This is a genomic window from Kribbella sp. NPDC005582 (assembly GCF_040605415.1).
GTDB lineage: Bacteria > Actinomycetota > Actinomycetes > Propionibacteriales > Kribbellaceae > Kribbella.
Map to the genome: position 1 here is coordinate 1,140,954 of NZ_JBEXCU010000002.1, position 20,402 is coordinate 1,161,355.

General features: G+C 67.5%; 19 protein-coding genes. 9 read left to right on the forward strand and 10 right to left on the reverse strand.

What is annotated here, in order from left to right:
- Nucleotides 1-6: 6 nt before the first annotated feature.
- The 4 genes from ABZS29_RS17000 to ABZS29_RS17015 are packed head-to-tail and all read right to left on the reverse strand — an operon-like array spanning nucleotide 7 to nucleotide 4,964.
- Nucleotides 7-315, reverse strand: a complete 309-nt coding sequence (locus ABZS29_RS17000; protein ID WP_355462808.1) for a hypothetical protein — start codon at nucleotides 313-315, stop codon at nucleotides 7-9.
- Nucleotides 293-1,078: a heparin lyase I family protein gene (locus tag ABZS29_RS17005; protein ID WP_355462810.1), complete on the reverse strand. Its 786-nt coding sequence runs from the start codon at nucleotides 1,076-1,078 to the stop codon at nucleotides 293-295. The genes ABZS29_RS17000 and ABZS29_RS17005 overlap by 23 nt, the downstream gene beginning before the upstream one ends.
- A gap of 35 nt (nucleotides 1,079-1,113) precedes the next feature.
- Nucleotides 1,114-3,912, reverse strand: a complete 2,799-nt coding sequence (locus ABZS29_RS17010) for a hypothetical protein (RefSeq protein WP_355462812.1) — start codon at nucleotides 3,910-3,912, stop codon at nucleotides 1,114-1,116.
- An 11-nt stretch (nucleotides 3,913-3,923) separates the two neighbouring features.
- Nucleotides 3,924-4,964, reverse strand: coding sequence for a LacI family DNA-binding transcriptional regulator (locus tag ABZS29_RS17015; protein ID WP_355462814.1), 1,041 nt, complete (start codon nucleotides 4,962-4,964; stop codon nucleotides 3,924-3,926).
- Between the two features lie 212 nt (nucleotides 4,965-5,176).
- Between ABZS29_RS17015 and ABZS29_RS17020 the strand changes: the two genes are divergently transcribed.
- Nucleotides 5,177-6,973, forward strand: coding sequence for a protein kinase (locus ABZS29_RS17020; RefSeq protein ID WP_355462816.1), 1,797 nt, complete (start codon nucleotides 5,177-5,179; stop codon nucleotides 6,971-6,973).
- 2 nt (nucleotides 6,974-6,975) lie between these two features.
- Nucleotides 6,976-7,773 carry an FHA domain-containing protein gene (locus ABZS29_RS17025; RefSeq protein ID WP_355462818.1) on the forward strand — a complete coding sequence of 266 codons (798 nt, stop codon included), beginning with the start codon at nucleotides 6,976-6,978 and terminating at the stop codon, nucleotides 7,771-7,773.
- A gap of 8 nt (nucleotides 7,774-7,781) precedes the next feature.
- Here ABZS29_RS17025 and ABZS29_RS17030 read toward each other — a convergent pair whose 3' ends face one another.
- Together ABZS29_RS17030 and ABZS29_RS17035 are read right to left on the reverse strand one after the other, a co-directional pair.
- Nucleotides 7,782-8,429: a helix-turn-helix transcriptional regulator gene (locus tag ABZS29_RS17030; protein ID WP_355462820.1), complete on the reverse strand. Its 648-nt coding sequence runs from the start codon at nucleotides 8,427-8,429 to the stop codon at nucleotides 7,782-7,784.
- 90 nt (nucleotides 8,430-8,519) lie between these two features.
- Complete coding sequence (locus ABZS29_RS17035; protein ID WP_355462822.1) at nucleotides 8,520-9,089, reverse strand: TetR/AcrR family transcriptional regulator; 570 nt, start codon at nucleotides 9,087-9,089, stop codon at nucleotides 8,520-8,522.
- 47 nt (nucleotides 9,090-9,136) lie between these two features.
- Here ABZS29_RS17035 and ABZS29_RS17040 point away from each other — a divergent pair, with 47 nt between their 5' ends.
- The 3 genes from ABZS29_RS17040 to ABZS29_RS17050 are packed head-to-tail and all read left to right on the forward strand — an operon-like array spanning nucleotide 9,137 to nucleotide 11,622.
- Nucleotides 9,137-10,492, forward strand: a complete 1,356-nt coding sequence (locus ABZS29_RS17040) for a glycoside hydrolase family 3 N-terminal domain-containing protein (protein WP_355462824.1) — start codon at nucleotides 9,137-9,139, stop codon at nucleotides 10,490-10,492.
- Nucleotides 10,465-11,064 (forward strand): chloramphenicol phosphotransferase, encoded by a 600-nt coding sequence (locus ABZS29_RS17045; protein WP_355462826.1) that lies wholly within the window; start codon nucleotides 10,465-10,467, stop codon nucleotides 11,062-11,064. The genes ABZS29_RS17040 and ABZS29_RS17045 overlap by 28 nt, the downstream gene beginning before the upstream one ends.
- A 9-nt stretch (nucleotides 11,065-11,073) precedes the next feature.
- On the forward strand, nucleotides 11,074-11,622 hold the full coding sequence (locus ABZS29_RS17050; protein ID WP_355462828.1) for a kinase: 549 nt from the start codon (nucleotides 11,074-11,076) through the stop codon (nucleotides 11,620-11,622).
- On the opposite strand, the gene ABZS29_RS17055 is transcribed toward ABZS29_RS17050, so the two are convergent.
- Entirely contained in the window at nucleotides 11,603-12,073 is a 471-nt protein-coding gene (locus ABZS29_RS17055; protein ID WP_355462830.1) for a DinB family protein, read from the reverse strand. The genes ABZS29_RS17050 and ABZS29_RS17055 overlap by 20 nt on opposite strands.
- Nucleotides 12,070-13,251: an MFS transporter gene (locus tag ABZS29_RS17060; RefSeq protein WP_355462832.1), complete on the reverse strand. Its 1,182-nt coding sequence runs from the start codon at nucleotides 13,249-13,251 to the stop codon at nucleotides 12,070-12,072. Before ABZS29_RS17060 ends, ABZS29_RS17055 begins: the two co-directional genes overlap by 4 nt.
- A gap of 373 nt (nucleotides 13,252-13,624) precedes the next feature.
- Between ABZS29_RS17060 and ABZS29_RS17065 the strand changes: the two genes are divergently transcribed.
- Nucleotides 13,625-15,289, forward strand: coding sequence for an ABC transporter ATP-binding protein (locus tag ABZS29_RS17065; RefSeq protein ID WP_355462834.1), 1,665 nt, complete (start codon nucleotides 13,625-13,627; stop codon nucleotides 15,287-15,289).
- Nucleotides 15,286-17,151, forward strand: a complete 1,866-nt coding sequence (locus tag ABZS29_RS17070) for an ABC transporter ATP-binding protein (protein WP_355462836.1) — start codon at nucleotides 15,286-15,288, stop codon at nucleotides 17,149-17,151. The genes ABZS29_RS17065 and ABZS29_RS17070 overlap by 4 nt, the downstream gene beginning before the upstream one ends.
- Nucleotides 17,152-17,970: 819 nt before the next feature.
- On the opposite strand, the gene ABZS29_RS17075 is transcribed toward ABZS29_RS17070, so the two are convergent.
- Complete coding sequence (locus tag ABZS29_RS17075) at nucleotides 17,971-18,210, reverse strand: hypothetical protein (RefSeq protein WP_355462838.1); 240 nt, start codon at nucleotides 18,208-18,210, stop codon at nucleotides 17,971-17,973.
- Between ABZS29_RS17075 and ABZS29_RS17080 the strand changes: the two genes are divergently transcribed.
- Both ABZS29_RS17080 and ABZS29_RS17085 read left to right on the forward strand, forming a co-directional pair.
- On the forward strand, nucleotides 18,209-18,655 hold the full coding sequence (locus tag ABZS29_RS17080; RefSeq protein WP_355462840.1) for a hypothetical protein: 447 nt from the start codon (nucleotides 18,209-18,211) through the stop codon (nucleotides 18,653-18,655). The two genes, ABZS29_RS17075 and ABZS29_RS17080, sit on opposite strands and share 2 nt — an antisense overlap.
- On the forward strand, nucleotides 18,649-19,800 hold the full coding sequence (locus ABZS29_RS17085) for an AAA family ATPase (protein WP_355462842.1): 1,152 nt from the start codon (nucleotides 18,649-18,651) through the stop codon (nucleotides 19,798-19,800). The genes ABZS29_RS17080 and ABZS29_RS17085 overlap by 7 nt, the downstream gene beginning before the upstream one ends.
- Nucleotides 19,801-19,824: 24 nt before the next feature.
- Here ABZS29_RS17085 and ABZS29_RS17090 read toward each other — a convergent pair whose 3' ends face one another.
- Nucleotides 19,825-20,397, reverse strand: a complete 573-nt coding sequence (locus tag ABZS29_RS17090) for a dihydrofolate reductase family protein (protein ID WP_355462844.1) — start codon at nucleotides 20,395-20,397, stop codon at nucleotides 19,825-19,827.
- Nucleotides 20,398-20,402 lie beyond the last annotated feature (5 nt).

Genomic DNA, 20,402 nt, shown 5'->3' on the forward strand with positions numbered 1-20,402 from the left:
GCGGTACTAGAAGCGGTCGCGCTGGGGGAGCCGGACGGTGATGTCGAGCCGGTGCTCAGGTGGGAGCACGTCGAGGTTGCTGCGTGGGCCGAGCAGGGCGTCGTGCCAGTTGAGCCCGATCAGCACGGCCTTGGGATGCTCCGCGAGCCAGGTCGCGGCGGCGCGGAGGAGTGCGGGTTCGGATGGACCGGTAAGGGTTACCAGATGGAGGTTCGAGCTGTTCTGACGCAGGCTGATGGGGCCGTGGTAGGTGCCGCCGGAGTTCTTGCTGGCCAGCAGCGCCGGTACGGCCTCATCGCCGTTGAGAGGCGTCATCCGGATTCACCAGGTCGTAGGCGTTGCTCGGATTGCCGTCGAGCTGGCTGACGTTGTCGTAGTACAAGGTGCGGTTCTCGCCGGCGGTGTAGTGGGCGTCGTCGTAGCAGTACATGCCGAACTTGAGGCCGATGTGGTTGTCGGCGATCTTGGCGAGGCTGTCGCCGTCGTAGGTGCCCCACGACGCGAAGTTGATGCCTGTGGCCCGGTACGTCGGGGCGGAACGTGGCGCGCCGTCGTACCAGACCTCGATCCGGCCGGCGTTCGCCTTGGACACGACGTAGTGGATGACGACGGACCGCCAGACGTCGCGAGGGATGTTCGGGTCCAGGCGGGTGCTGGTCGCGCCGGCGCAGGCGCCGCGGTGGTTGAGCCACAGTTCGTTGTTCTTCACCTCCAGTGTTCCTGCCCAGGAGCTGCAGCCGCCGAGGTTGAAGATCTGCCCGATGATCGCGGCTTTGTCGCGCGGGTAGCCGACGGCGGGGAGCAGGAACTTGAAGCCGTACCAGCCTTCCTTGTAGACCTTCAGGTCGCTGCAGGCTTCGGCGCCGCGGTCCATCCGGGTGCCGTCGTAGCCGACCTGGGTCCAGTAGAACTTCATGGCCTTGGAGCCGTTGTACGGTGCGGCCTGGCCGTAGTTCGGGCTCTGCGTGGTGCAGATCGAGAACGGCGAGATGTTGCCGTCCTCGAAGTCGGATTCCACGACTCCACCGAAGACGATGAGGGCGAGAAGCAGCGGGGCGCACGAGGGGGCGGTAGGCATAGCGGACTCTCCAAAGGGTGAGCTCCAGCAGGCGGTCAGTGGTCGGTGATGCGCAGTGCGATGTCGTAACCCGCGGGCAGTTGTGCGGTGATGGTCTGGCGGCGCCGGTCGACGGTGCTCGGCGCGGTGACGAACCCGGTGCTGGTTCGGTACTGGACCTTGGCCTTCGCCACATGTCCGTGCAGCGGCAAGGTGACGGCTACTGGGGCGGCGGCCGAGTACTGCAGCCCGGTCGCGGTGCGGGTGAGTCCGGCGGCGATCGGTACGTCGCTGAGGGCGGTCAGACGGTAGTCGTGGAGCCGAAGGTCGGTGCCGGAGCCGAGGTAGAGGAACTCGAATCCGTTGCAGGTCTCGGCTGCGACGGCGTGCGTGCCGGTGAAGTCGATGCCTGCGCGGGGCGCTTGGGCGCCGCCGTCGGACGAGCTCAACACGTAGTCCGTCCGGTCTTTACTGACGACCTTCAGGCTGACGGAGGTCGCGGTCGATGCGAGTGCTGTGACGCTTTGCAGCGAACGGCGGTCTTGCAGGGTTGGCTCGAAGACGGCGACGAAGGGTGCGCTCGCCGCGTTGTTCGCGGTCTGGCGGACGATCAGTGTGGGCGTGGCCTGCGGGGACTTGTTCACGCCGGCCGGTGTCACGGTGTCGCCGACCGTGGTGGGCGGTGCGTCGACCGCGTAGATCGTGCGGCCCGGCTGACCCAGCATCCACAGGTCCATGCCGAGTTCCGGCGTACTGGCTGTGGCGTCGATGCGCCAGCGTGCCCGTAGATCACCGGTGTGGCCGATGCTGCGGATGTTGGTGAAGTAGGAGTAGCCGGGATTGCCGGCTGTGCCGAGATCCGTTGCCGGGTTGAGTTCCAGCGCCGCGCCGGCCCCGTCGTACAGGGTGAGGCTGTTGCCGAGGTTGTGGTGGAGGTAGTCGTTGTCGGCTTGGTCGGAGCGGAACACGTCGACGTAGTACCCGGTCGTCTCCGACGTACGGACGATCGTCACCTGGCGACGCTTCTCCGCGGCCGAGACGTCCGCGAACTGCACGTGCGGCGAGATCTCGGTGGTGTTGGTGAAGGCATCGCCCGGTACGGCGGGCTCGATGGCGTTGATGGTGATCGGACCGGCGGTGTAGCCGGGAACGATGGTGTTGGCTCCCGCGGGACCGCTGTGGTACTTGTAATCGGCCGTCCAGTAGGACTCGTAGGCCTTCGCGTTCGGCGCGAGTGCCCAGCCCTGGCCGTACAGCTGAAGGGCGAGTCCGTTGGGGTTGAGATGGTCGGCCGCGTTGTGACCGCCGTAGATGGTCGCCATCAGACCGGATGCCACGTCGTTGCGGTTCTTCAAGGTGACATGGCGGTGATGCGCGGAGTACGCCGTCCGTACGGCGGCCGGCCGCGCGCCGCCGGTGGGAACGGCGTCGAGGTCGACGTTCAGCAGAAGGTTGGTCCAGCTCGTCGTGGTGCGGCTGTACTGCCCGGCAGCGACGGCATTCCGCAGTACCTCGGCCACCTGCGCCGCCCGCGTGGTGTCGCCGTGACCGACGTAGTAGGTGAGGAGCCGTTCGAAGGCGAGGTAGCCCGGCGATCCGCCGCGGCCGTCTCCGAAGACGACGGTGTTGCCGCGGGCATCGAGCCACGGCACGATCGCGAGTGCTGCCTTCTGCATGATCGCGTTGCCGCTGATCGTGTCGAACCCGGCCCGTTCGATCGGTACGGCGAAGTCGACCAGAGTCGAGATGGTGCCGAACGAGTACCCCGGCGATTCGTGCCACAGGCCGGTGACCTGGTCGTACTCCTGCAACAGATCCGGCAGGCACTGGTGGTAGGGGCTGCTCGCGGTCGTGTAGCCGCGCAGGTAGTACTCGCGGCCCTTGCCGTCGGCGTACTGGTCGTTGGGTTCGAGGGCCAGGATGGCCGGCAGGATGCATCCCCAGCCGTTGACGTTCCAGTTGCCGGAGAAGCCGCCGCGGACCAGGCCGATCTCGATGAACCGCTTGAAGACCTCGGTCGACAACTCGGCCACCGTGCGGCCGATCGCCACCGCGTGCGGGTCGGGGTGAGCGTGCAGGTAGTCGTAGAGGAGGTCGTAGACCGGAGCGGCCAGGCCACCCATGGGATCGTGGATGACCTCGTAGTCGTAGTAGCCGCCGATGCCGCCAGGTGCGTAGCCGCCGGGGCCGCCGAGCGACTTGGCCGGATCCAGCATCGGCTGCATGTAGTAGACGCCGAGCAGCCATTGCCAGTAGATGTCCGCGCCGAGCTTGGCGTACTTCTCGTCCGCGGTGACCCAGTGCAGGAACGCTGCCTGCTGCGCGATCGCGAGCAGTTCCTCGTTGTTCGTCCGCACCATGTGTCCGGTGCTCAAGTAGGGGATCGTCTGGCCGGCGGTGTTGATCATCGAGCCGTCACCGCTGTAGGGCAGTCGTTGGCCGAGCGGCGCGTTCTTGTTGGTGTTCCAGGCTCGCGTCGGGTCCACGCGCAGCGTCGGCACCGGGGCGTTGCCCTCGCCGCGAGCGAAGTTCTGTTTGGCGACATAGAGCTGGGTGAAGCGTTGGCCTTCGGTCCAGAACATCGACATCCGCGACAGGATCCAGGCCGGGTCGGTCTGGTGCCGGTTCGCGAGAGGATCGATGGCAGCCTTCAACGCAGCCAATGACTGCTTCGCCCAGTCGGCTGTGGTCAGCTTCTCGATCAGTACGTCGCGCTGGGCGGCGTCGGTGTAGATCCGGGGATGGACCGCTGCCGCCGTGGAGCCGGTCGGCGCCGCGTCCGCGGTCCGGGGGAGAAGCGTGGCGATCGCGCCGGCGGCGCCGACGCCGAGCAGTCCTCTTCGGGTAAGCCTCACGTAGGTCTCCTTCAGCTCCGGCTCGAGGCGGGCGGTCCGACCGAGCCACGCACGACCACATTGGTCCCGAGCGTCAGCTGCGCGGGCTCGTCCGGGCGGCGATCGAGCAGCAGCCGGACCGCCGTCCGACCGACCTCCTCGAACGGAACGCGGACAGTGGTGAGCTTGGGATACAGGTCCAGGGCGAGCGGGATGTCGTCGTACCCGACCACCGACACGTCACCGGGGACGTCGAGTCCTGCTTCCCGCAGCGCCAGATAGGCGCCGGAGGCAACAAGATCACTGCTGGCGAAGACCGCTGTGAACGACGTCCCCTTCGCCAAAGCGGCGCGGACGGCTCGGTAGCCGGGATCGCGCTGGAAGTCTCCGGTTGCGAGCAGTTCAGGATCCGGCTCGATGCCGCGCGACTCCAGCGCTCGCAGATAGCCGGCCTTGCGGCCCTCGGCGGTGCTCTGGCCCGGAACGCCGCCCAGGAACAGGATTCGCCGATGGCCGGCATCCAGCAGATGCCCGGTCGCGCCGTACGCGCCGCCTTCGTTGTCGTAGTCAACGACCACAGCGTCGGCTGCGGACCCGGCCGCGGGCGGCCTCCCGCACAGCACGAGACGCGTTCCGGCGGAGCTGAGGAGCCGGGCGTAGCGATCCATCCGCGCTCGATAGGCGTCGTCGTCGACGGCGCCACCGACCAAGATGACAGCCTCCGCACCTTGGGCCCTCAGCAGGTCGATGGCTTCGGATTCACGGGTCACATCCCCGTTGGTGGTGCAGACCATGCACAACCGGCCCTGACGTGCGGCCTCCTCCTCTACTCCCGAGGCCAGTAAGCCGAACGAAGGGCTGGAGATGTCCCACAACAGCATCGCGATCACGCCCGTACCGGTGCCGTGCAAGGCGCGCGCGTGACCGTTCGCCACGTAGTCCAGCTCTTCCACCGCACGCATCACGCGCGCTCGGGTCTTGCCGGCCACGGGGTAGGTGCCGCCGAGCGTCCGCGACACAGTCGCCGGGGATACCCCCGCCAGCTTCGCCACGTCCAGGATCGTGTGCCTCACAGTGCCCGCAACTCCTCGTGGTAGAAAAGCTTTTCTGTCCTTTCCGTAACTCGCCGATGACGGCGATGTTGCGGTGGGATGTCCACGAGTGTGCGGGTATGAGCCTGGAGCGTCAAGAGACCGACAAAGCTTTTCTGTCATCCGGCGCACGCCAGAGCACAATCCGGCTAGCTCCTCGTGTCTGGGCGGTTTCGGACCGATACGATAAGCCGATGGATCCTGGCTCGCTTGTCGCCGGTCGCTACCGCCTCGAAGAAGAACTCGGCCAAGGCGGCATGGGCTCTGTCTGGCGCGCGGTCGACCAGGAACTGGGCCGCGAGGTGGCGCTGAAGCGGGCGATCGTGGGGACCATCGGGCAGATCCGCCGCGAGGCCAAGGTGGGCGCCGGGGTGTTGCACCCCAACGTGGTGGCGGTCTTCGACACGGTTGTCGACGGGGACACGCAGTGGCTGGTGACGGAGTATGTGCCGGCGACGAGCCTGGATCGGATGATCGAGACCGGTGGTCCGCTGCCAGAGGCGCGGGTGCTCGCGATCGGCGCTCAGCTGGCAACGGCGCTCGTCGCGATTCACGAGCGTGGCATCGTGCATCGCGATCTGAAGCCGGCCAACGTGCTCGTCACGGACGACGATGTCGTGAAGCTCACCGATCTCGGAATCGCTCGCTGGACCGAGGTCACGCAGACCGGGGGAGCGCAGCTGACGGGCACGCTGGGCTATGTCGCCCCTGAGGTCGCCAATGGCTCGGAGGCGACCGCGGCCTCCGACGTGTTCTCGCTCGGCGCCACTTTGTACGCGGCGGTCGAAGGCGGATCGCCGTGGGGTGATGGCGCCGACGGGCCGTTCTCGCAGATGCAGCGGGCGGCGAAGGGCACGCCGCTCCCTTACCGGCACGCACGGAAGCTCGCGCCACTGCTCGATGCGCTGATGGAGCCGGACCCGGCGCATCGACCTTCGGCCGCGGAGGCCGCCGGGCTGTTCCAGGGGAACGATGTTCCGCGCCGATCCTGGAAGCGGCACCTCCGATCGGTACGGCGGGGGACGGTCCTGACCGCGGTCGCGGCAGTCGTCGTGGTGGGCGCCGTACTGCTGGCTTGGCTGCTGCCGCGTGGCACGACACCGCAGGCGGCCACGACGAATCCCATCAGCCTCGGGCCCGATCCGACGGCTGCCGATCCCTGCGCGCTGATCCCCGCGGACGCGCTGCGTGAGTTCGGCGAGGCGTTCGTCGACCCTGAGGTCCGGAACTACGCCAGCTGCGTCATCTCGAGCACGCTCAAAGACGGCACCGGCCAGGTGCAGACCGCGCTTGAGTTCACCGGCCCGGAGGAGTATCCATCGCGCCCGGTTGTGCCCGGCCAAATGGGTGAGATCGAACGGTCGGACGAGAAGGAAGGCAGTTGCGACCGGGCCGTCACCCTGCCTGACACCAACCGGCTCACCATCACGACGTTCCGCATCAACAAGGCGAAGCGAGCAAAGCTCTGCCCGTTCGCGGAGTCGCTGATCCAGGACGTGATGGCGGTCTTGTCGAAGGGCCCGCCGGCGCGCCGAGCGGACCTGCCCGCGAACTCGCTGGACAAGGTTGACGCCTGCAAGCTGATCGACGCCGCTGAGGCCGGGAAGGCACTCGGCGCGAGTGGTCAGCCAGTTCCGGACTTCGGCCACTGGGGTTGCAGCTGGGAGGCAGAGTCGAGCGAGCTGAGCGCGAAGTTCACTCGCGAGTGGCCGATCGAACCCGACAACGAGTGGGGCGGCACGGTCATCAAGGTCGGCAACCGGAACGCGCGGCTGATCCCCGACTCCGAGAACAAGGCCGCTTGTACGGCAATGGTGGTTCACCGGCTCTACACGCCGAGGCTGCCGGTCCTGAAGGGCACGGCGCCGAAGCGCGAAGAGGTGGTTACCGTCGAGCTGGTTGATACCGACGCTCCGAACCAGGCTGCTGTCTGTGCGAAGACGCGGGCCGCCGCCGAGGCCGTCGTACGGCGACTTCCGGACGTTCGTTGACCATGGAGCCGACACCCAACCGGGCGAAGTTCAACCAGCTCCGCAGCCTTCGCCATGTCCCTGAGGAACCGCAGCCGGGCACCTTGAGTGTCCTGACGGTCACCGAGAACCTCGTCGTGCCGCCCGCTCCCGATGCCGAGATCAGCTTCGGGCGGAACCGGCTGGCCGTCGACCTGTGCATCGGCGAGAACGACGTACGGATCAGCAGGGTGCACGGCACCATCACCTATCAGGGTGGGCGCTGGTGGCTGCGCAATCACGGCCGGCTTCCGATCCGGGTGTCGAACGCCGTACTGCTGCATACCGGGGGCGAGCCGCTCCCGCTGGCGGTCGGGTACACGACGCTCTTCCTGCGTGGGAACCGCCACCGCGAGCATCTGTTGGAGGTGCTGGTCTCGGACGGCGATGGCCGGGCCACCCAACCTCGGCCGAGCCAGATGACCGTGCCGCCGAAGCGCTGGCGATTGACCCCGGAAGAACACCTCACGATGACGGTGCTTGCCCAGCGCTACCTTGCCTATGATCTACAGCCCTTGCCGCTGACCAGGGCGCAAGCGGCGGCAGAGCTCGCCGAACTGCGACCGCAAGAGACCTGGACCGTCAAGCGGGTCGAACACATCGTTTCGCGCCTGCGGCAACGACTCTCCGACGCCGGTGTCGCCGGGCTGCGCCGCGACGAGGTCGGCGAACCGGTCGGACTGACCCTCACGGTCAACCTGATCTGGGAGCTCGTGCAGTCCACCAGCATCGTGCCCATGGACCTGGAGTGGCTCGAGCTGGGAGAAAACCCCGGCGCCTGATCCGGCCATCAGGACAGCCAGTCCAGCAACCACCCCCGGTCGGCGGCCTTCACCCCGGCCTGGAACCGGCTGCGCGCACCGAGCCGGTTCATCAACTGCGCCACCATCCGACGGATGGTCCGCACGGAGACCCCCAACTGCGCCGCAGCATGCTCGTCGGTGCAGCCGAGAGCCATCAACCGCAGGACCTCCTGCTCCCGCCAGGACAGCTCCGCCGCCATGACGACATCGGTGTCGCCGAACGGCACCGCATCAGGCCAAACTCGCTCGAAGAAGCCAGTCGCGGCGGCAACCACGCTGTTCAGCCGCAGTACGGCCACCGTGTTGTCGGCGCTGTCCGCAGGGAGCACCGCAGTCCGCCCATCGATGACGAGCGCGTTCATCGCCACCACCGGCGTCGTCCGCACCGCCACACCCGCCAGCGCCAGCGCGCCGAGCCGCCGCGACAACGCCGGAGCGGTCCGGGCACTGTCCGGAAACAGCGCCCGGTACCGAACGCCGGGACGGACATCGCGCGGCCCGAACATCGCCCCGGTCGGCGTCAGCGTGCTGATCGCGATGACCTCCTCGTGAGCATCGGCCAGCAATGCGGCAACTCCACCCCGTGCAGTTGCCTGGTGCGAACCGTTTCGCTGGGAGAGCGTGGTGACAGTCATGATCGTCGTACCTCCGAGAGGTGAGCGTCACAACTTTGTACCGCCGCCCTCGCGGGACCGGTCCCCAAACTCGGCTCCGCCTGGGGACAGTTACGGCCGCAGCGTCTCGAGCAAGTGGTCGAGGAGGTCAGCCGGCTCGTTCGGTAGCTGGAACTGCGACTGGATCTGCAGGCCGTCGGACAAGGCGATCAGCAGCGTGGCGATCTTCTCCGGATCGGCCGCCGTACTGATCGTTCCGGCTGTTTGCCGGTCCTGAACGGCTTCGGTCAACGCGTGCCGCAGCTGCTGATAACGCTCGACGAAGAACTCGTGCGCGCCGTGCTGCGGATCGCCGGCTTCGGCCGAGAAGGTCGAGTACAGCTGGACAAGACCCGGTACGCCGGAGTTGTGACGCACGATGGCCGCCAGTTTGCCGACGGCGTCGGCCTCGGTACCCAATCTCGCCGTGTCGGTCTGGTCGCGTGCTCGCAGGACCTCCTCGAAGAGCTTCTCCTTCGACCCGAAGTAGTGCAGCAGGCCGGCCTCGCTCAGCCCGACGGCACTCGCCAGCTCGCGGGTGGACGTCCTGCGATAGCCCTGCGTGGCGATCACCTCCAGGGCTTTGGTCAGGATCTCCTCGCGCTTGGCGACCCCCTTCGCGTACGGGCCTCTTGCTGGCATGGCTCAAAACCTAGCACTACTCGGTTTTCGCGCCTACAGTGCACTGCATGGATGACTTCACCGCGCTTCTCGGTCGTCTCACCCTCGAGGAGAAGGTCCGGATCCTCACCGGTCAGGACTTCTGGTCGACCCACCCGCTCCCCACGATCGGCCTGCGGTCGATGGTCCTGTCCGACGGGCCGAGCGGCGTCCGGGGCCCGGTGTGGGACGAGCGGGATCCGTCGCTCAACCTCCCGTCCGCAACGGCGCTCTCGTCGTCGTGGGATCTGGCCGTCGCCCACCAGTACGGCGTGGTGTCCGCGCTCGAAGCACGCCGTAAGGGCGTGGACGTCGTCCTCGGCCCGACGATCAATCTGCACCGATCGCCGCTCGGCGGCCGCCACTTCGAGGCGTTCAGCGAGGATCCGGTGCTGACGGCGGGACTCGCTGCCGCCTACGTGGCCGGCGTACAGGAGCTTGGTGTCGGTGCGACGCCGAAGCACTATGTCGCGAACGACTTCGAGACCGATCGCTTCACCGCCGATGTCGTGGTCAGCGAGCGGGCGCTGCGCGAGCTGTACCTGCTGGCATTCGAGAAGGCGGTCGTCGATGCGAAGGCCTGGCTGGTGATGAGCGCGTACAACTCGATCAACGGCGCAACCGCGTCGGAGAACGAGTTGCTCGAGACGCCGCTGAACAGTGAGTGGGGCTTCGACGGCGTCGTGGTCAGCGACTGGACCGCCGTACGCAGCGTGGAGAGCGCGAAGCACTCGCAGGACCTGGCGATGCCGGGTCCCGTCGGGGCGTGGGGAGACGCGTTGGTCGACGCCGTGCGGTCGGGCGAGGTCTCGGAGGAGGCCGTCGACCGGAAGGTGCTGCGTTTGCTCGCGCTGGCCGCCCGGGTTGGCGCGCTCGAAGGATTCGAGAAGCCGGCTGAGGTTCCGGAGGTCGATACGCTCGCGTTCGCGCGATCCGCGGCGGCCGAGGGCTCGGTTCTGCTGCGCAACGCCGACGACCTGCCCTGGAACGCGGCTGCACTCCAGCGGGTTGCGGTCATCGGGCACAACGCGCGGGACGCGCGGACCCAGGGCGGCGGCAGCGCGACCGTGGTTCCGTCGTCCGTGGTCTCGCCTCTCGACGGGCTGCGCGCTGCGCTGCCTGAGGTCGAGGTGACATATTCGATCGGTGCGGTGGTTCAGGAAGGGGTCGCGGAGCTGCCGCTCTCGGCGATGACCAACCCGGTCACCGGTGAGCCTGGCGCCCGGGCGCGCTTCCTTGCCACGGACGGGACCGAGTTGTTCGCCGAGGATCGTTTCTCCAGTGCGCTGGTCTATCTCGGCAGCGACGTGCCGCTCGCCGACGCGGCGGTCTTCGAGTTCCGTACGACGGTCGCCAAGTGCACAGCGAACCCGGTCAGATCGTGATCCTCAACGGGCCGCCGCGGGCGGGGAAGTCGAGTATCGCGAGTGTCATCCAGAACACGTTCGAGGGCGTGTGGATCAACCTGGGCGTCGACCACTTCCAGGCGATGACGCCGCCGCAGTACCGGCCTGGCATCGGCCTCCGGCCGGGCGGCGAACGGCCTGACCTCGAGCCGCTGGTCGTGCGCTTGTACGCCGCCCTGTACGACGCGATTGCCGCGCACAGCCGAGCCGGTCTCAACGTCGTGGTCGATGCCGTGCACCACGATTCGTACTCGACGCCCCTCGGGATCCTCCCGGCATGCGCCCGCCGGCTGGAAGGTCTGCCGGTGCTATTCGTCGGGGTGCACTGCCCGGTCGACGTTGTGCTGCAGCGCCGGCGGGCGACGTGGGGTGGCGTTGGCTACAAGCAGGACGGTGCTGTCGTGGACCCGGTTGGCCTGTGGCACAAGGAGGTTCACACGCCAGGCGTGTACGACGTCGAGGTGGACACGTCGGTGCTGAGTGCCGAGGAGTGTGCGGAGATTATTCGTCAGCGGCTTGGGAGCGGTACGGCGTTCGCGGGATTGGCTTAGGGTCGTCCGGTGGCTCAGATCGGGGATGGTACGACGCGCCTTGTAGTGGTGCGGGGGAATTCGGGGTCGGGGAAGAGCAGTACGGCGCAGGAGCTCCGGCGGCGGCTCGGGTACGGCGTGGCGTGGGTGGAGCAGGACTATGTACGGCGGATTCTGCTGCGGGAGCACGATCGGTTCGGGCAACCGAATGTGGGACTGATCGATCTGACCGTGCGGTACGCGCTGGACCACGGGTATCACGTGGTGCTGGAGGGCATTCTGAACAACCGGACGTACGGCGACATGCTCCGGCAGCTGATCGCCGACCACGCCGGCGTGAGTGGCGCGTACTACTTCCAGTTGCCGTTCGAGGAGACGATCCGGCGGCACTCGACGCGGGAGCTGTCGAAGGTGGTCACCGCGGAGCAGATGCAGGAGTGGTACCGGACGACCGACCTACTCGGAGTCCCCGGCGAGCAGGTGATCGGCGTGGAGAGCACGCTGGAGCAGACGGTCGACCGGATCCTCACCGACCTCGACTGGACCTCCGGTGGTGCGGTCAACGAGCCGATCCAGTAACCAGCTCACGAAGCGCTGCGGCGTGGCCGGCGTGGTGTGCGGTCTCGGTGACCATGGTGAAGAGCAGAAACCCCAGTGTGGTCTGGGGATTCGACCAGTGCGGGACGTTCGCCGGGCTGTCGAGCTCTAGCGACAGGATCACCTGGTCGGAGTGAGCGGCGAGCTCTCGATAGACGGTGGTGATGTAGTCGGTGGACTCGTCCGGCTCGGCCCACATGTCGTTCTCGTCATACGGGTCGTCGCGAAACCAGCTCGGCCGCAGCGCAGGCTCGTACCCGAGACACTCCCCCAGATACCCGTGCTCCTCGCCGGCCAGATGCTTCACCAGCCCGAGCAGGTTGGTACCGCTAGGCACCAACGGCCGCCGCCGGTCGTATTCCGACAACCCGTCGACGGCAGCCAGCACCTCCGCGCGACTACGACGCAGGCTCTCCAAAAGCTCGAGCTTCATCGAATCTCCTTGATCGTGCGGAGTGGTGAGAGTGCTGCGATCAGTACGCCGATGAGCATGCCAGCGCTGGAGAGCACGAGCGTGGAACGCAGGCCGAGCTCAGTTGCGAGTACGCCGGCCAACGCAGCACCTAGCGCCTGGCCGCCAATCACCAGGGTGCGCCAGGTGGCAGTGGCCTGACCCAGCTGATGCGGTGGGATGCGGGACTGGCGCAGTGTGCGTTGCGGGATACCGAACAGCGCCATGCCGAACCCAGCGATCATCTGCCCGAAGTAGATGACCGGCGTGAGCCCGGTTGCCAGTCCGGCGCCGGAGAGAATCGACAGGAACTGCCCCGATAGATAGGCCCGGCCGATGCCCACCCGCTTGCACCACGTGCTGGCGAGCAGCGTCCCGACCACGGTGGCGACTCCGGATGCGGTCAGAGCGATACCGACGTACGCCGGGGACCAGTGCAGCTCGCGGACCAGGTAGAGCACGACGAGCGGCGCCTGCATCGCCCCGAACAACGACGCGACAGTCGCCGACAGGGTCAGCGGACCGAGCACACGGTCGGCGAACAGCACCCTCAACCCGGTCGAGAGCCGGACCGGCGCCCGCTCCGCCGACTCAACACGCTGCGGCTCCCGGATCAAATACACCGCGACCGCCGACACAACGAACGACACGGCATCCACCACGATCGCGAACGGCGCACTCACCGCCTGCACCAGAAATCCGGCCACGGACGGTCCGGTGGTCGTCGCCACGTTGGTGGTGAGCAGGGACGCGCTGTTCGCCCGTATCAGCTCCGCACGCGGCACCAGCGCCGGCAGCAGCGTCTGAGCCGCCGTATCCGCGAGCAGAGTGAGCACTCCGGCCAGTACGGCGACGCCGTACAGCTGGCCCATCGTCAGCACACCCACAGCCGCAGCGGCCGGGATCGACCCGAGCAGTACGGCGCGGCCCATGTCCGCCCCGACCAGAAGCCGCCGCAGCGACACTCTGTCGGCCACCAGCCCCGCGGGCAGACCGAAAACCAGATGCGGCAGCACAGTGAGTGCCGAGAGCAACCCCATCTGCAGCGGCGACGCCTGCAACGTCAGCACAGCCACCAGCGGCAGCGCGACGGTGGTGATCGAGCTCCCGGCCGCAGACACCGACTGCCCCACCCACAGCTTCCGAACCTCACCCTTCACCGAGCGAGGATTGCAGGAAGGTGCAATCCGAACCGGCCACCTATCGCGGTTCGTTATGACTGTGACGGTGGTCACCGCCTAGGCCCGGCAGTGGCCTATTGCAACAAGCTGTAATTCATCCACGGGGAATGGAATTGCCGCGACAAGCGCTTACCTACTCAGCGATACTGGAAAGTGCGCCGTCTTCCGGTCGCGAACCCCTTGCCTAGTGATGATGGGAAGTGCGCCCGTCCAGATGCCTTCTGAGCACCCTGTACCAGCCCCTGTCATAGCTCCCTCTATCGCAGCCCCTTCTCCCCGAACACCCGAGCGCAGCCGCAACCTCTGGCGACTCCGGCCCTATCTACGGCCCCACCGCTGGCGGCTGGTGCTGATGTTCTCCACCGCCATGCTGGGTGTCGGCGTCAGCCTCTCCGTTCCGCTGGTCACCCGGTCCATCATCGACGGCCCGGTCACCCGCCGTGAGCTGGACCTGCTCGTCCCGCTGGCCTTCCTGGCCCTCGGCCTCAGCATCGCCGAAGTCCTGCTGGTCTGGATCCGCCGGATGGCCCAGTCCCGCACCGTCTCCGACCTGGAGGCGTCGCTCCGTCACGACCTGTACGTCCGTCTGCAGTCCCTGCCGATGGAGTTCCACACCCGGTGGCAGAGCGGTCAGCTGCTGTCCCGGGTCACCACGGACCTCTCGACGATCCGCCGGTTCATGGGCTTCGGCCTGCTGTTCCTGGTGATGAACATCCTGCAGCTGGCCGTCGTCACGATCCTGCTGCTGCAGCTGTACTGGCCGCTCGGCATCGTCGTGCTCGCGGCCGCCGTACCGATCGTCATGGTCTCCATGCGCTTCGAGAAGAAGTACCTGAAGATCTCTCGCCAGGTCCAGGACCAGCAGGGCGACCTGGCCACCCGGATCGAGGAGTCTGCGCTCGGTTTCCGGGTCGTGAAGGCGTTCGGCCGCCGGCAGCACGTGCAGCGGCAGTTCGACGACGAGGCGATCACGCTCTACAACACCGAGGTCGACAAGGTCCGGCTCGCCTCTCGGTTCTGGAGCTTCCTCGGCGTCATCCCAAACCTGACGCTGGTGATCGTGCTGCTGCTCGGCGCGCTCGCGGTCGGCCGGGAGTCGATCACCCTCGGCACGCTGGTCGCGTTCATCACGCTGATGCTGTCCCTGGTCTGGCCGGTCACGTCGCTCGGCGGCATCCTCGCGATGGCGCAGGAGGCGATGACCGCGGCGGACCGGATCAGCGAGATCCTCGACACCCACTCGGTGATCAAGTCCGGTCCGCTCGAGCTGACGAACTCGCGCGGTCACCTCCGCTTCGAGCACGTCGGCTTCCAGTTCTCCGACGACTCCGCCGAGATCCTGCACGACATCAACCTCGACCTGACTCCCGGTACGACGCTGGCTCTGGTCGGCGCCACCGGATCCGGCAAGACCACGCTCACCGCGCTGGTCCCCCGCCTGTACGACGTGACCGCCGGCCGGATCACGATCGACGGGCACGACATCCGCGACCTCACGCTGAACTCGCTGCGGACGGCGGTCGCCTCGGCGTTCGACGACCCGACGCTGTTCTCGATGAGTGTCCGGGAGAACCTCAGCCTCGGCCGCCCGGACGCGACCGACGCCGAGATCCAGGAGGCGCTGCAGGTCGCCCAGGCCGAGTTCGCCAACGACCTCCCGTGGGGTCTGGACACTCGGGTCGGCGAGCAGGGCATGTCGCTGTCGGGCGGTCAACGGCAGCGGCTCGCACTGGCCCGCGCAGTGCTCGCCAAGCCGGCCGTTCTGGTGCTGGACGACACTCTGTCCGCGCTGGACGTCCACACCGAGGCTCTGGTCGAGGAGGCGCTCCGCAGAGTGCTTGCCGACACCACCGGCATCGTCGTCGCGCACCGCGCGTCCACAGTGATGCTGGCCGACCAGGTGGCGCTCTTGCAGGGCGGCACGATCACCCACGTCGGTACGCATCAGGAGTTGCTCGCGACAGTACCGGCGTACCGGCATCTGCTGGCGGCAGAGGAAGAGGAGGTGCATGCATGACGACGACCCAGCAAACACCTCCTCAGCAGGACGACCCGGACAACCCGCAGCGGTCCTGGCGCGGGGTGTACGAGGACGAGGGCTCCAAGGAGTTGTCGAAGGCAACGACCGTGCGGCTCAAGGAGGACTCCCGCAAGCTGCTCGGGGAGCTGCTCCGGCCGTACAAGAAACTGATCTGGGTCCTGGTCGCGATCGTCGTGATCGAGAACGCGGCCCGGCTCGCGGTGCCGTACCTGGTCCACCTGGGGATCGACAAGGGCATCCCGCCGATCCTCGCCGGTGACGGACCGAGAGCACTGATCACGGTTGTGATCGCTGTCCTCGTGAGCGCGCTGCTGCAGGCGTTCACCCGGCAGATCTTCCTGATGCGGTCCGGCCGGCTCGGGCAGACGATCCTGCTCGGCCTGCGCCGACGGGTCTTCGACCACTTCCAGCGGTTGAGCCCGGCGTTCCACGACAAGTACACGTCGGGTCGCGTGATCTCGCGGCTGACCTCGGACGTCAGCGTCATCGACGAGCTGCTGGCGAACGGGTTCGACGGTCTGGTGACCGCCGTACTGACCCTGTTCGGCACGATGATCCTGCTGCTGGTGCTCGACCTCAGGCTCGGTCTGATCGCGCTGCTGTCGTTCCCGATCCTGCTGTTGCTGACGGCATGGTTCCGGAAGCGGTCGGCGATCGTGTACCGGCGGACGCGCGAGGCCGTCGTACTGGTGATTGTGCACTTCGTCGAGTCGATGACCGGCATCCGCGCGGTCCAGGCGTTCCGCCGGGAGCCGCGCAACGAGGAGATCTTCGCCGGCGTCAACGAGCAGTACCGGGAGGCGAACTACGAGTCGTTCCGGCTGAACGCGGTCTTCATGCCGTCGATCAAGGGCGTCGGCAACGTGACGATCGTGGCGATCCTCGCGTACGGCGGTTACCAGGCCTATCACGGTCACGTCACCGTCGGCGTACTCACCGCGTTCCTGCTCTACCTGCGGCAGTTCTTCGAGCCGCTGCAGGACATCTCGCAGTTCTACAACACGTTCCTGTCCGCGAGTGCGGCGCTGGAGAAGCTGTCCGGCGTGCTCAACGAGGAGCCCGACGTACCGGAGCCGATCAAGCCGGTGAAGCCCGCCGCGGCCCGGGGACACCTCGAGCTGCGCGGAGTGCAGTTCCAGTACGTCGACGGCGTACCGGTGCTGCCGGGTCTTGACCTGGACGTGCCGGCCGGTCAGACGCTGGCTCTGGTCGGTACGACCGGCGCGGGCAAGACGACCATCGCCAAACTCGTGTCGCGCTTCTACGACCCGACCGGCGGCCACGTGCTGCTCGACGGCCAGGACCTGCGCGACCTGACCGAGGACGACCTGCGGGAACGCGTCGTGATGGTGACGCAGGAGAACTTCCTCTTCACCGGCACGGTCGCCGACAACATCCGCTTCGGCAAGCCGACCGCCACCATGGACGAGGTGGTCGAGGCCGCCAAGGTGATCGGCGCGCACGACTTCATCACCGCACTCCCCCAGGGCTACGAAACCCAGGTGGAGAAGCGAGGCAGCCGCCTGTCCGCCGGCCAGCGCCAGCTGGTCGCGTTCGCCCGCGCCTTCCTCGCCGACCCCGCCGTACTGATCCTGGACGAGGCCACCTCCAGCCTCGACATCCCCAGCGAACGCCTCATCCAGCGCGCGCTCCGCACGATCCTCGCGGACCGCACCGCCATCGTCATCGCGCACCGTCTCTCCACCGTCGAGACCGCCGACCGCGTCCTCGTCCTGGAACACGGCCGCATCCTCGAAGACGGTCCCCCGGACCTCCTCATCACCACCGGCGGCAACTACGCCGGCCTCCACCAAGCCTGGGAAGACTCCCTGGCCTGACCCCGCGGTCGGCGCGTGCACCCCACGCGCCGACCGTACGTCGAACAACCCCACACGCAGGTTGGTGAGCCCGCGGGTGCGCGGGCGCGCGTGAGCGGGTGCGCATGGGTAGGTGAGCGCGCGGGTGCCGCGAGTGGGTGCGCGTGGGTTGGTGGGCGCGTGAGTGGGTGCGCATGGGTAGGTCAGCGCGCGGGTGTCGTGCGTGGGGTTGGTGGAGTGGGGATGCGTCCGTGGTGTGAGTGGGCGCGGACCTGAGCCACTCATCAACCGGCTATCGAGCGTCCCAGGCATGGCGTGCTGAGCGTGAACCGGATGGGATCCCCCGAGTTGGTGAGTGCCGGCGGTCCGCCGTCGCCCGCCGCACCACCCCGGTCGACGCGCCACCACAGGCACCCCGCATCGACTGTGCGGAGATTGCCGTCGGTAAACAATGCACAACGGCACACTGTTCCCACTCGACGGCACCTTCTCGCCAACCCACATCCCGGACCCGAAGGTGCGTCGCCTTCTCTTTGTGCACGAGGTACCGCTTTGTGCACCCATCAGTCGTTTTCGTGAGCTCCGGGTGGTTGGTGGGTGCCCAAGGATGAGCTGGGTGCACAAAGAGCAGCGAGGTTGTCGGGAGACGTGGCGCTGCTCTTTGGGCGAGGTGCGGTTCGGCGTCAGGCGTGGGGGCGGACGCGCAGGCGTGGGAGCGGACGCGCAGGTGGGGGCGGACGCGCAGGCCATCACGATTGCGGGCCGGGGGCCGGCGTACGCCTGGAGATGGGTGCTGGGGTGCACTTGTGATGGTGTGGCGGTTCGCCCGGTGGGCGGCGGCTAGGCGGTCCAGTCGAACTGGGGCTCGGGGATGGCCAAGGAGCGGCCGTGGGACTTGGCTTCGGCTCGGGTGGCCTGGTCGCCGCGGGAGTAGCGGAAGGTGCGTTGCGGGAAGACTGCGAAGATCTCGTGGTTGTTGTGAAAGTCGGCGTACCAGCCGGGGTGGTCGAGTGCCTCTGCCAGGGCTGCAGAGCTTCCGAACCGAAACTTGTCCGAGCTCGTCGTTAGGCTCCCGTTCATGGCAGTGACGGCGTCTGGGGTGTTTCGGCGGACCGCGATCGAGCGGTCGGATCAACGAGTCTCGTGGGAGCGGACAGATCAAGCGTTCTTCGCGAGTGGGGCCTGCCATGTGCTGGCCTGGGTGTGCAGGGACACCTATCCCGATCAGGAGCTCGGCCTGGCGGCGATGTACCTCGGGGACTTCGAGCATCCGCTGCACGTGTACGCACGCTGGGGCACGTGGGCCTTCGATGCCAACGGATGGAACCCTGAGTCCGAACTCCTAGAGGCCAACAGCGCCTTCGAGGGGCTTCCCGTCCGTGAGGTCGAAACGATCAGCAGCGACCTCCGGGAGTTCTGCGAGAAGCACGTCCATCGCCAGCCCCACCAGTACTGGGCGGATCCGACCGAGCGTGCGCGCGACTACGTCAACCGCTACACACCACCCTGGCTGTCGGGATGTTGACGACGTTGGCGGTGGAGAACTATCGGTCGTTGCGGCGGGTGGTGATGCCGTTGCGGGGGTTGAACGTGGTGACGGGGGCCAACGGAGCCGGGAAGTCGAGCTTGTACCGGGCTTTGCGGCTGCTGGCGGATGCCTCGCGGAACGGGGCGGTGGCGGCGTTGGCGCGGGAGGGCGGCCTGGGGTCGACGCTGTGGGCGGGGCCGGAGTTCGTGCGGAAGGACCGGCCGGTGCAGGGGACGGCGCGGACCGGGCCGGTGACGTTGCGGATGGGGTTCGCGTCGGAGGACTACGGCTACTTGATGGACCTCGGGTTGCCGCAGCCAAGTCGGTCGATGTTCGGCCGGGATCCGGAGATCAAGCGCGAGGCGCTGTGGGCGGGGCCGTTCTTGCGGCCGGCGGCGTTGCTGGTTGAGCGCAGCAACAGTCAGGTTCGGATCCGGGCCGAGAGTGGCGGGTGGGATCGAGGCGGGCCGGAGCTGCAGACGTTCGACAGCATGCTGAGTCAGTTCGCGGATCCGCAGCGGGCGCCGGAGTTGCTGCAGGTGCGGGAGCGGATGCGGTCGTGGCGGTTCTACGACCATCTGCGGACGGACATGGACGCGCCGGCGCGCCAGGCGCAGGTGGGGACACGTACGCCGGTCCTCGGGCCGGACGGTGCGGACCTGGCGGCTGCGTTGCAGACGATCTTGGAGATCGGGCCCGCAGGAGCGGTCGCGGAGGCAGTCGATCAGGCGTTTCCGGGAAGCAGCGTCGAGATCCATGAGAACGCGGGGCGGTTCGAGCTCGCCTTCCGGCAGTACGGGCTGCTGCGGCCGCTGTCGGGAGCCGAGCTCTCCGACGGGACCCTGCGGTACCTGCTGTGGGTGGCGGCGTTGCTGACGCCGCGACCGCCGGAGTTGCTGGTGCTCAACGAGCCGGAGACGAGTCTGCATCCAGATCTCTTGCCGGCGTTGGCGAATCTCGTGGTCACGGCCTCGAAGGAGACGCAGGTGATCGTGGTGACGCACTCGCGTCCGTTCGTCGCGTCGATGGAGGCGCTGGCCAATGACGTGCACACGATCGAGCTGGTCAAGGAGCGCGGCGCCACGAGCATCGCCGGGCAGCGACCACTCGACGAACCGCCCTGGAAGTGGCCGGCACGCTAGCGGCCACTTCCCCAGACAGAGCGGTCAGCGGACGACGTCGTACACGAGCTTCTGGATGCCGTTCGAGTACGACGCGTTGTCGACCAGCCGCAGGCTCTGCTTGTCCTTGTCGCTCTCGCTGAACAGCCGCTTGCCGGCGCCGAGCAGGACCGGGAAGACGAGCAGGCTGTAGCGGTCGATCAGGCCGGCATCGGCCAGGTTGCGGTTCAGGGTCGCGCTGCCGTGGATGGTGATCGGGCCGCCGTCGGTCTCCTTCAGCGCGGCGACGTCGTCCAGCGACCGCAGGATGGTGATCTCGCCCCAGTTGGTGACCAGGTCCGACTCCTGCAGTGTCGACGAGACGACGTACTTGGGCATCGCGTTGTACTTCGGGAAGTCCGAGATTCCCGGCCAGACCGGAGCGAACGACTCGTAGCTGACACGGCCCATCATCATCGCGGCGGCCTCGTCCTGCTCCTGCCCCTTCAGCTCGTACGCCGCCTCGTCCATCGCGATGTCCTTGAACGTCCAACCGGCGTTCCGGTACCCCGCTTCGCCGCCCGGAGCCTCGACGACGCCGTCGAGCGAAACGAACGCGGTGGTGATCAGAGTGCGCATCGGAA

Bases quoted from the DNA above. Each gene is read 5' to 3' on its own strand.
- ABZS29_RS17000 (WP_355462808.1), bottom strand. From the start codon at position 315: ATGACGCCTCTCAACGGCGATGAGGCCGTACCGGCGCTGCTGGCCAGC.
- ABZS29_RS17005 (WP_355462810.1), bottom strand. From the start codon at position 1,078: ATGCCTACCGCCCCCTCGTGCGCCCCGCTGCTTCTCGCCCTCATCGTC.
- ABZS29_RS17020 (WP_355462816.1), top strand. From the start codon at position 5,177: ATGGATCCTGGCTCGCTTGTCGCCGGTCGCTACCGCCTCGAAGAAGAA.
- ABZS29_RS17025 (WP_355462818.1), top strand. From the start codon at position 6,976: ATGGAGCCGACACCCAACCGGGCGAAGTTCAACCAGCTCCGCAGCCTT.
- ABZS29_RS17030 (WP_355462820.1), bottom strand. From the start codon at position 8,429: ATGACTGTCACCACGCTCTCCCAGCGAAACGGTTCGCACCAGGCAACT.
- ABZS29_RS17035 (WP_355462822.1), bottom strand. From the start codon at position 9,089: ATGCCAGCAAGAGGCCCGTACGCGAAGGGGGTCGCCAAGCGCGAGGAG.
- ABZS29_RS17040 (WP_355462824.1), top strand. From the start codon at position 9,137: ATGGATGACTTCACCGCGCTTCTCGGTCGTCTCACCCTCGAGGAGAAG.
- ABZS29_RS17055 (WP_355462830.1), bottom strand. From the start codon at position 12,073: ATGAAGCTCGAGCTTTTGGAGAGCCTGCGTCGTAGTCGCGCGGAGGTG.
- ABZS29_RS17065 (WP_355462834.1), top strand. From the start codon at position 13,625: ATGTTCTCCACCGCCATGCTGGGTGTCGGCGTCAGCCTCTCCGTTCCG.
- ABZS29_RS17070 (WP_355462836.1), top strand. From the start codon at position 15,286: ATGACGACGACCCAGCAAACACCTCCTCAGCAGGACGACCCGGACAAC.
- ABZS29_RS17080 (WP_355462840.1), top strand. From the start codon at position 18,209: ATGGCAGTGACGGCGTCTGGGGTGTTTCGGCGGACCGCGATCGAGCGG.
- ABZS29_RS17075 (WP_355462838.1), bottom strand. From the start codon at position 18,210: ATGAACGGGAGCCTAACGACGAGCTCGGACAAGTTTCGGTTCGGAAGC.
- ABZS29_RS17085 (WP_355462842.1), top strand. From the start codon at position 18,649: ATGTTGACGACGTTGGCGGTGGAGAACTATCGGTCGTTGCGGCGGGTG.
- ABZS29_RS17090 (WP_355462844.1), bottom strand. From the start codon at position 20,397: ATGCGCACTCTGATCACCACCGCGTTCGTTTCGCTCGACGGCGTCGTC.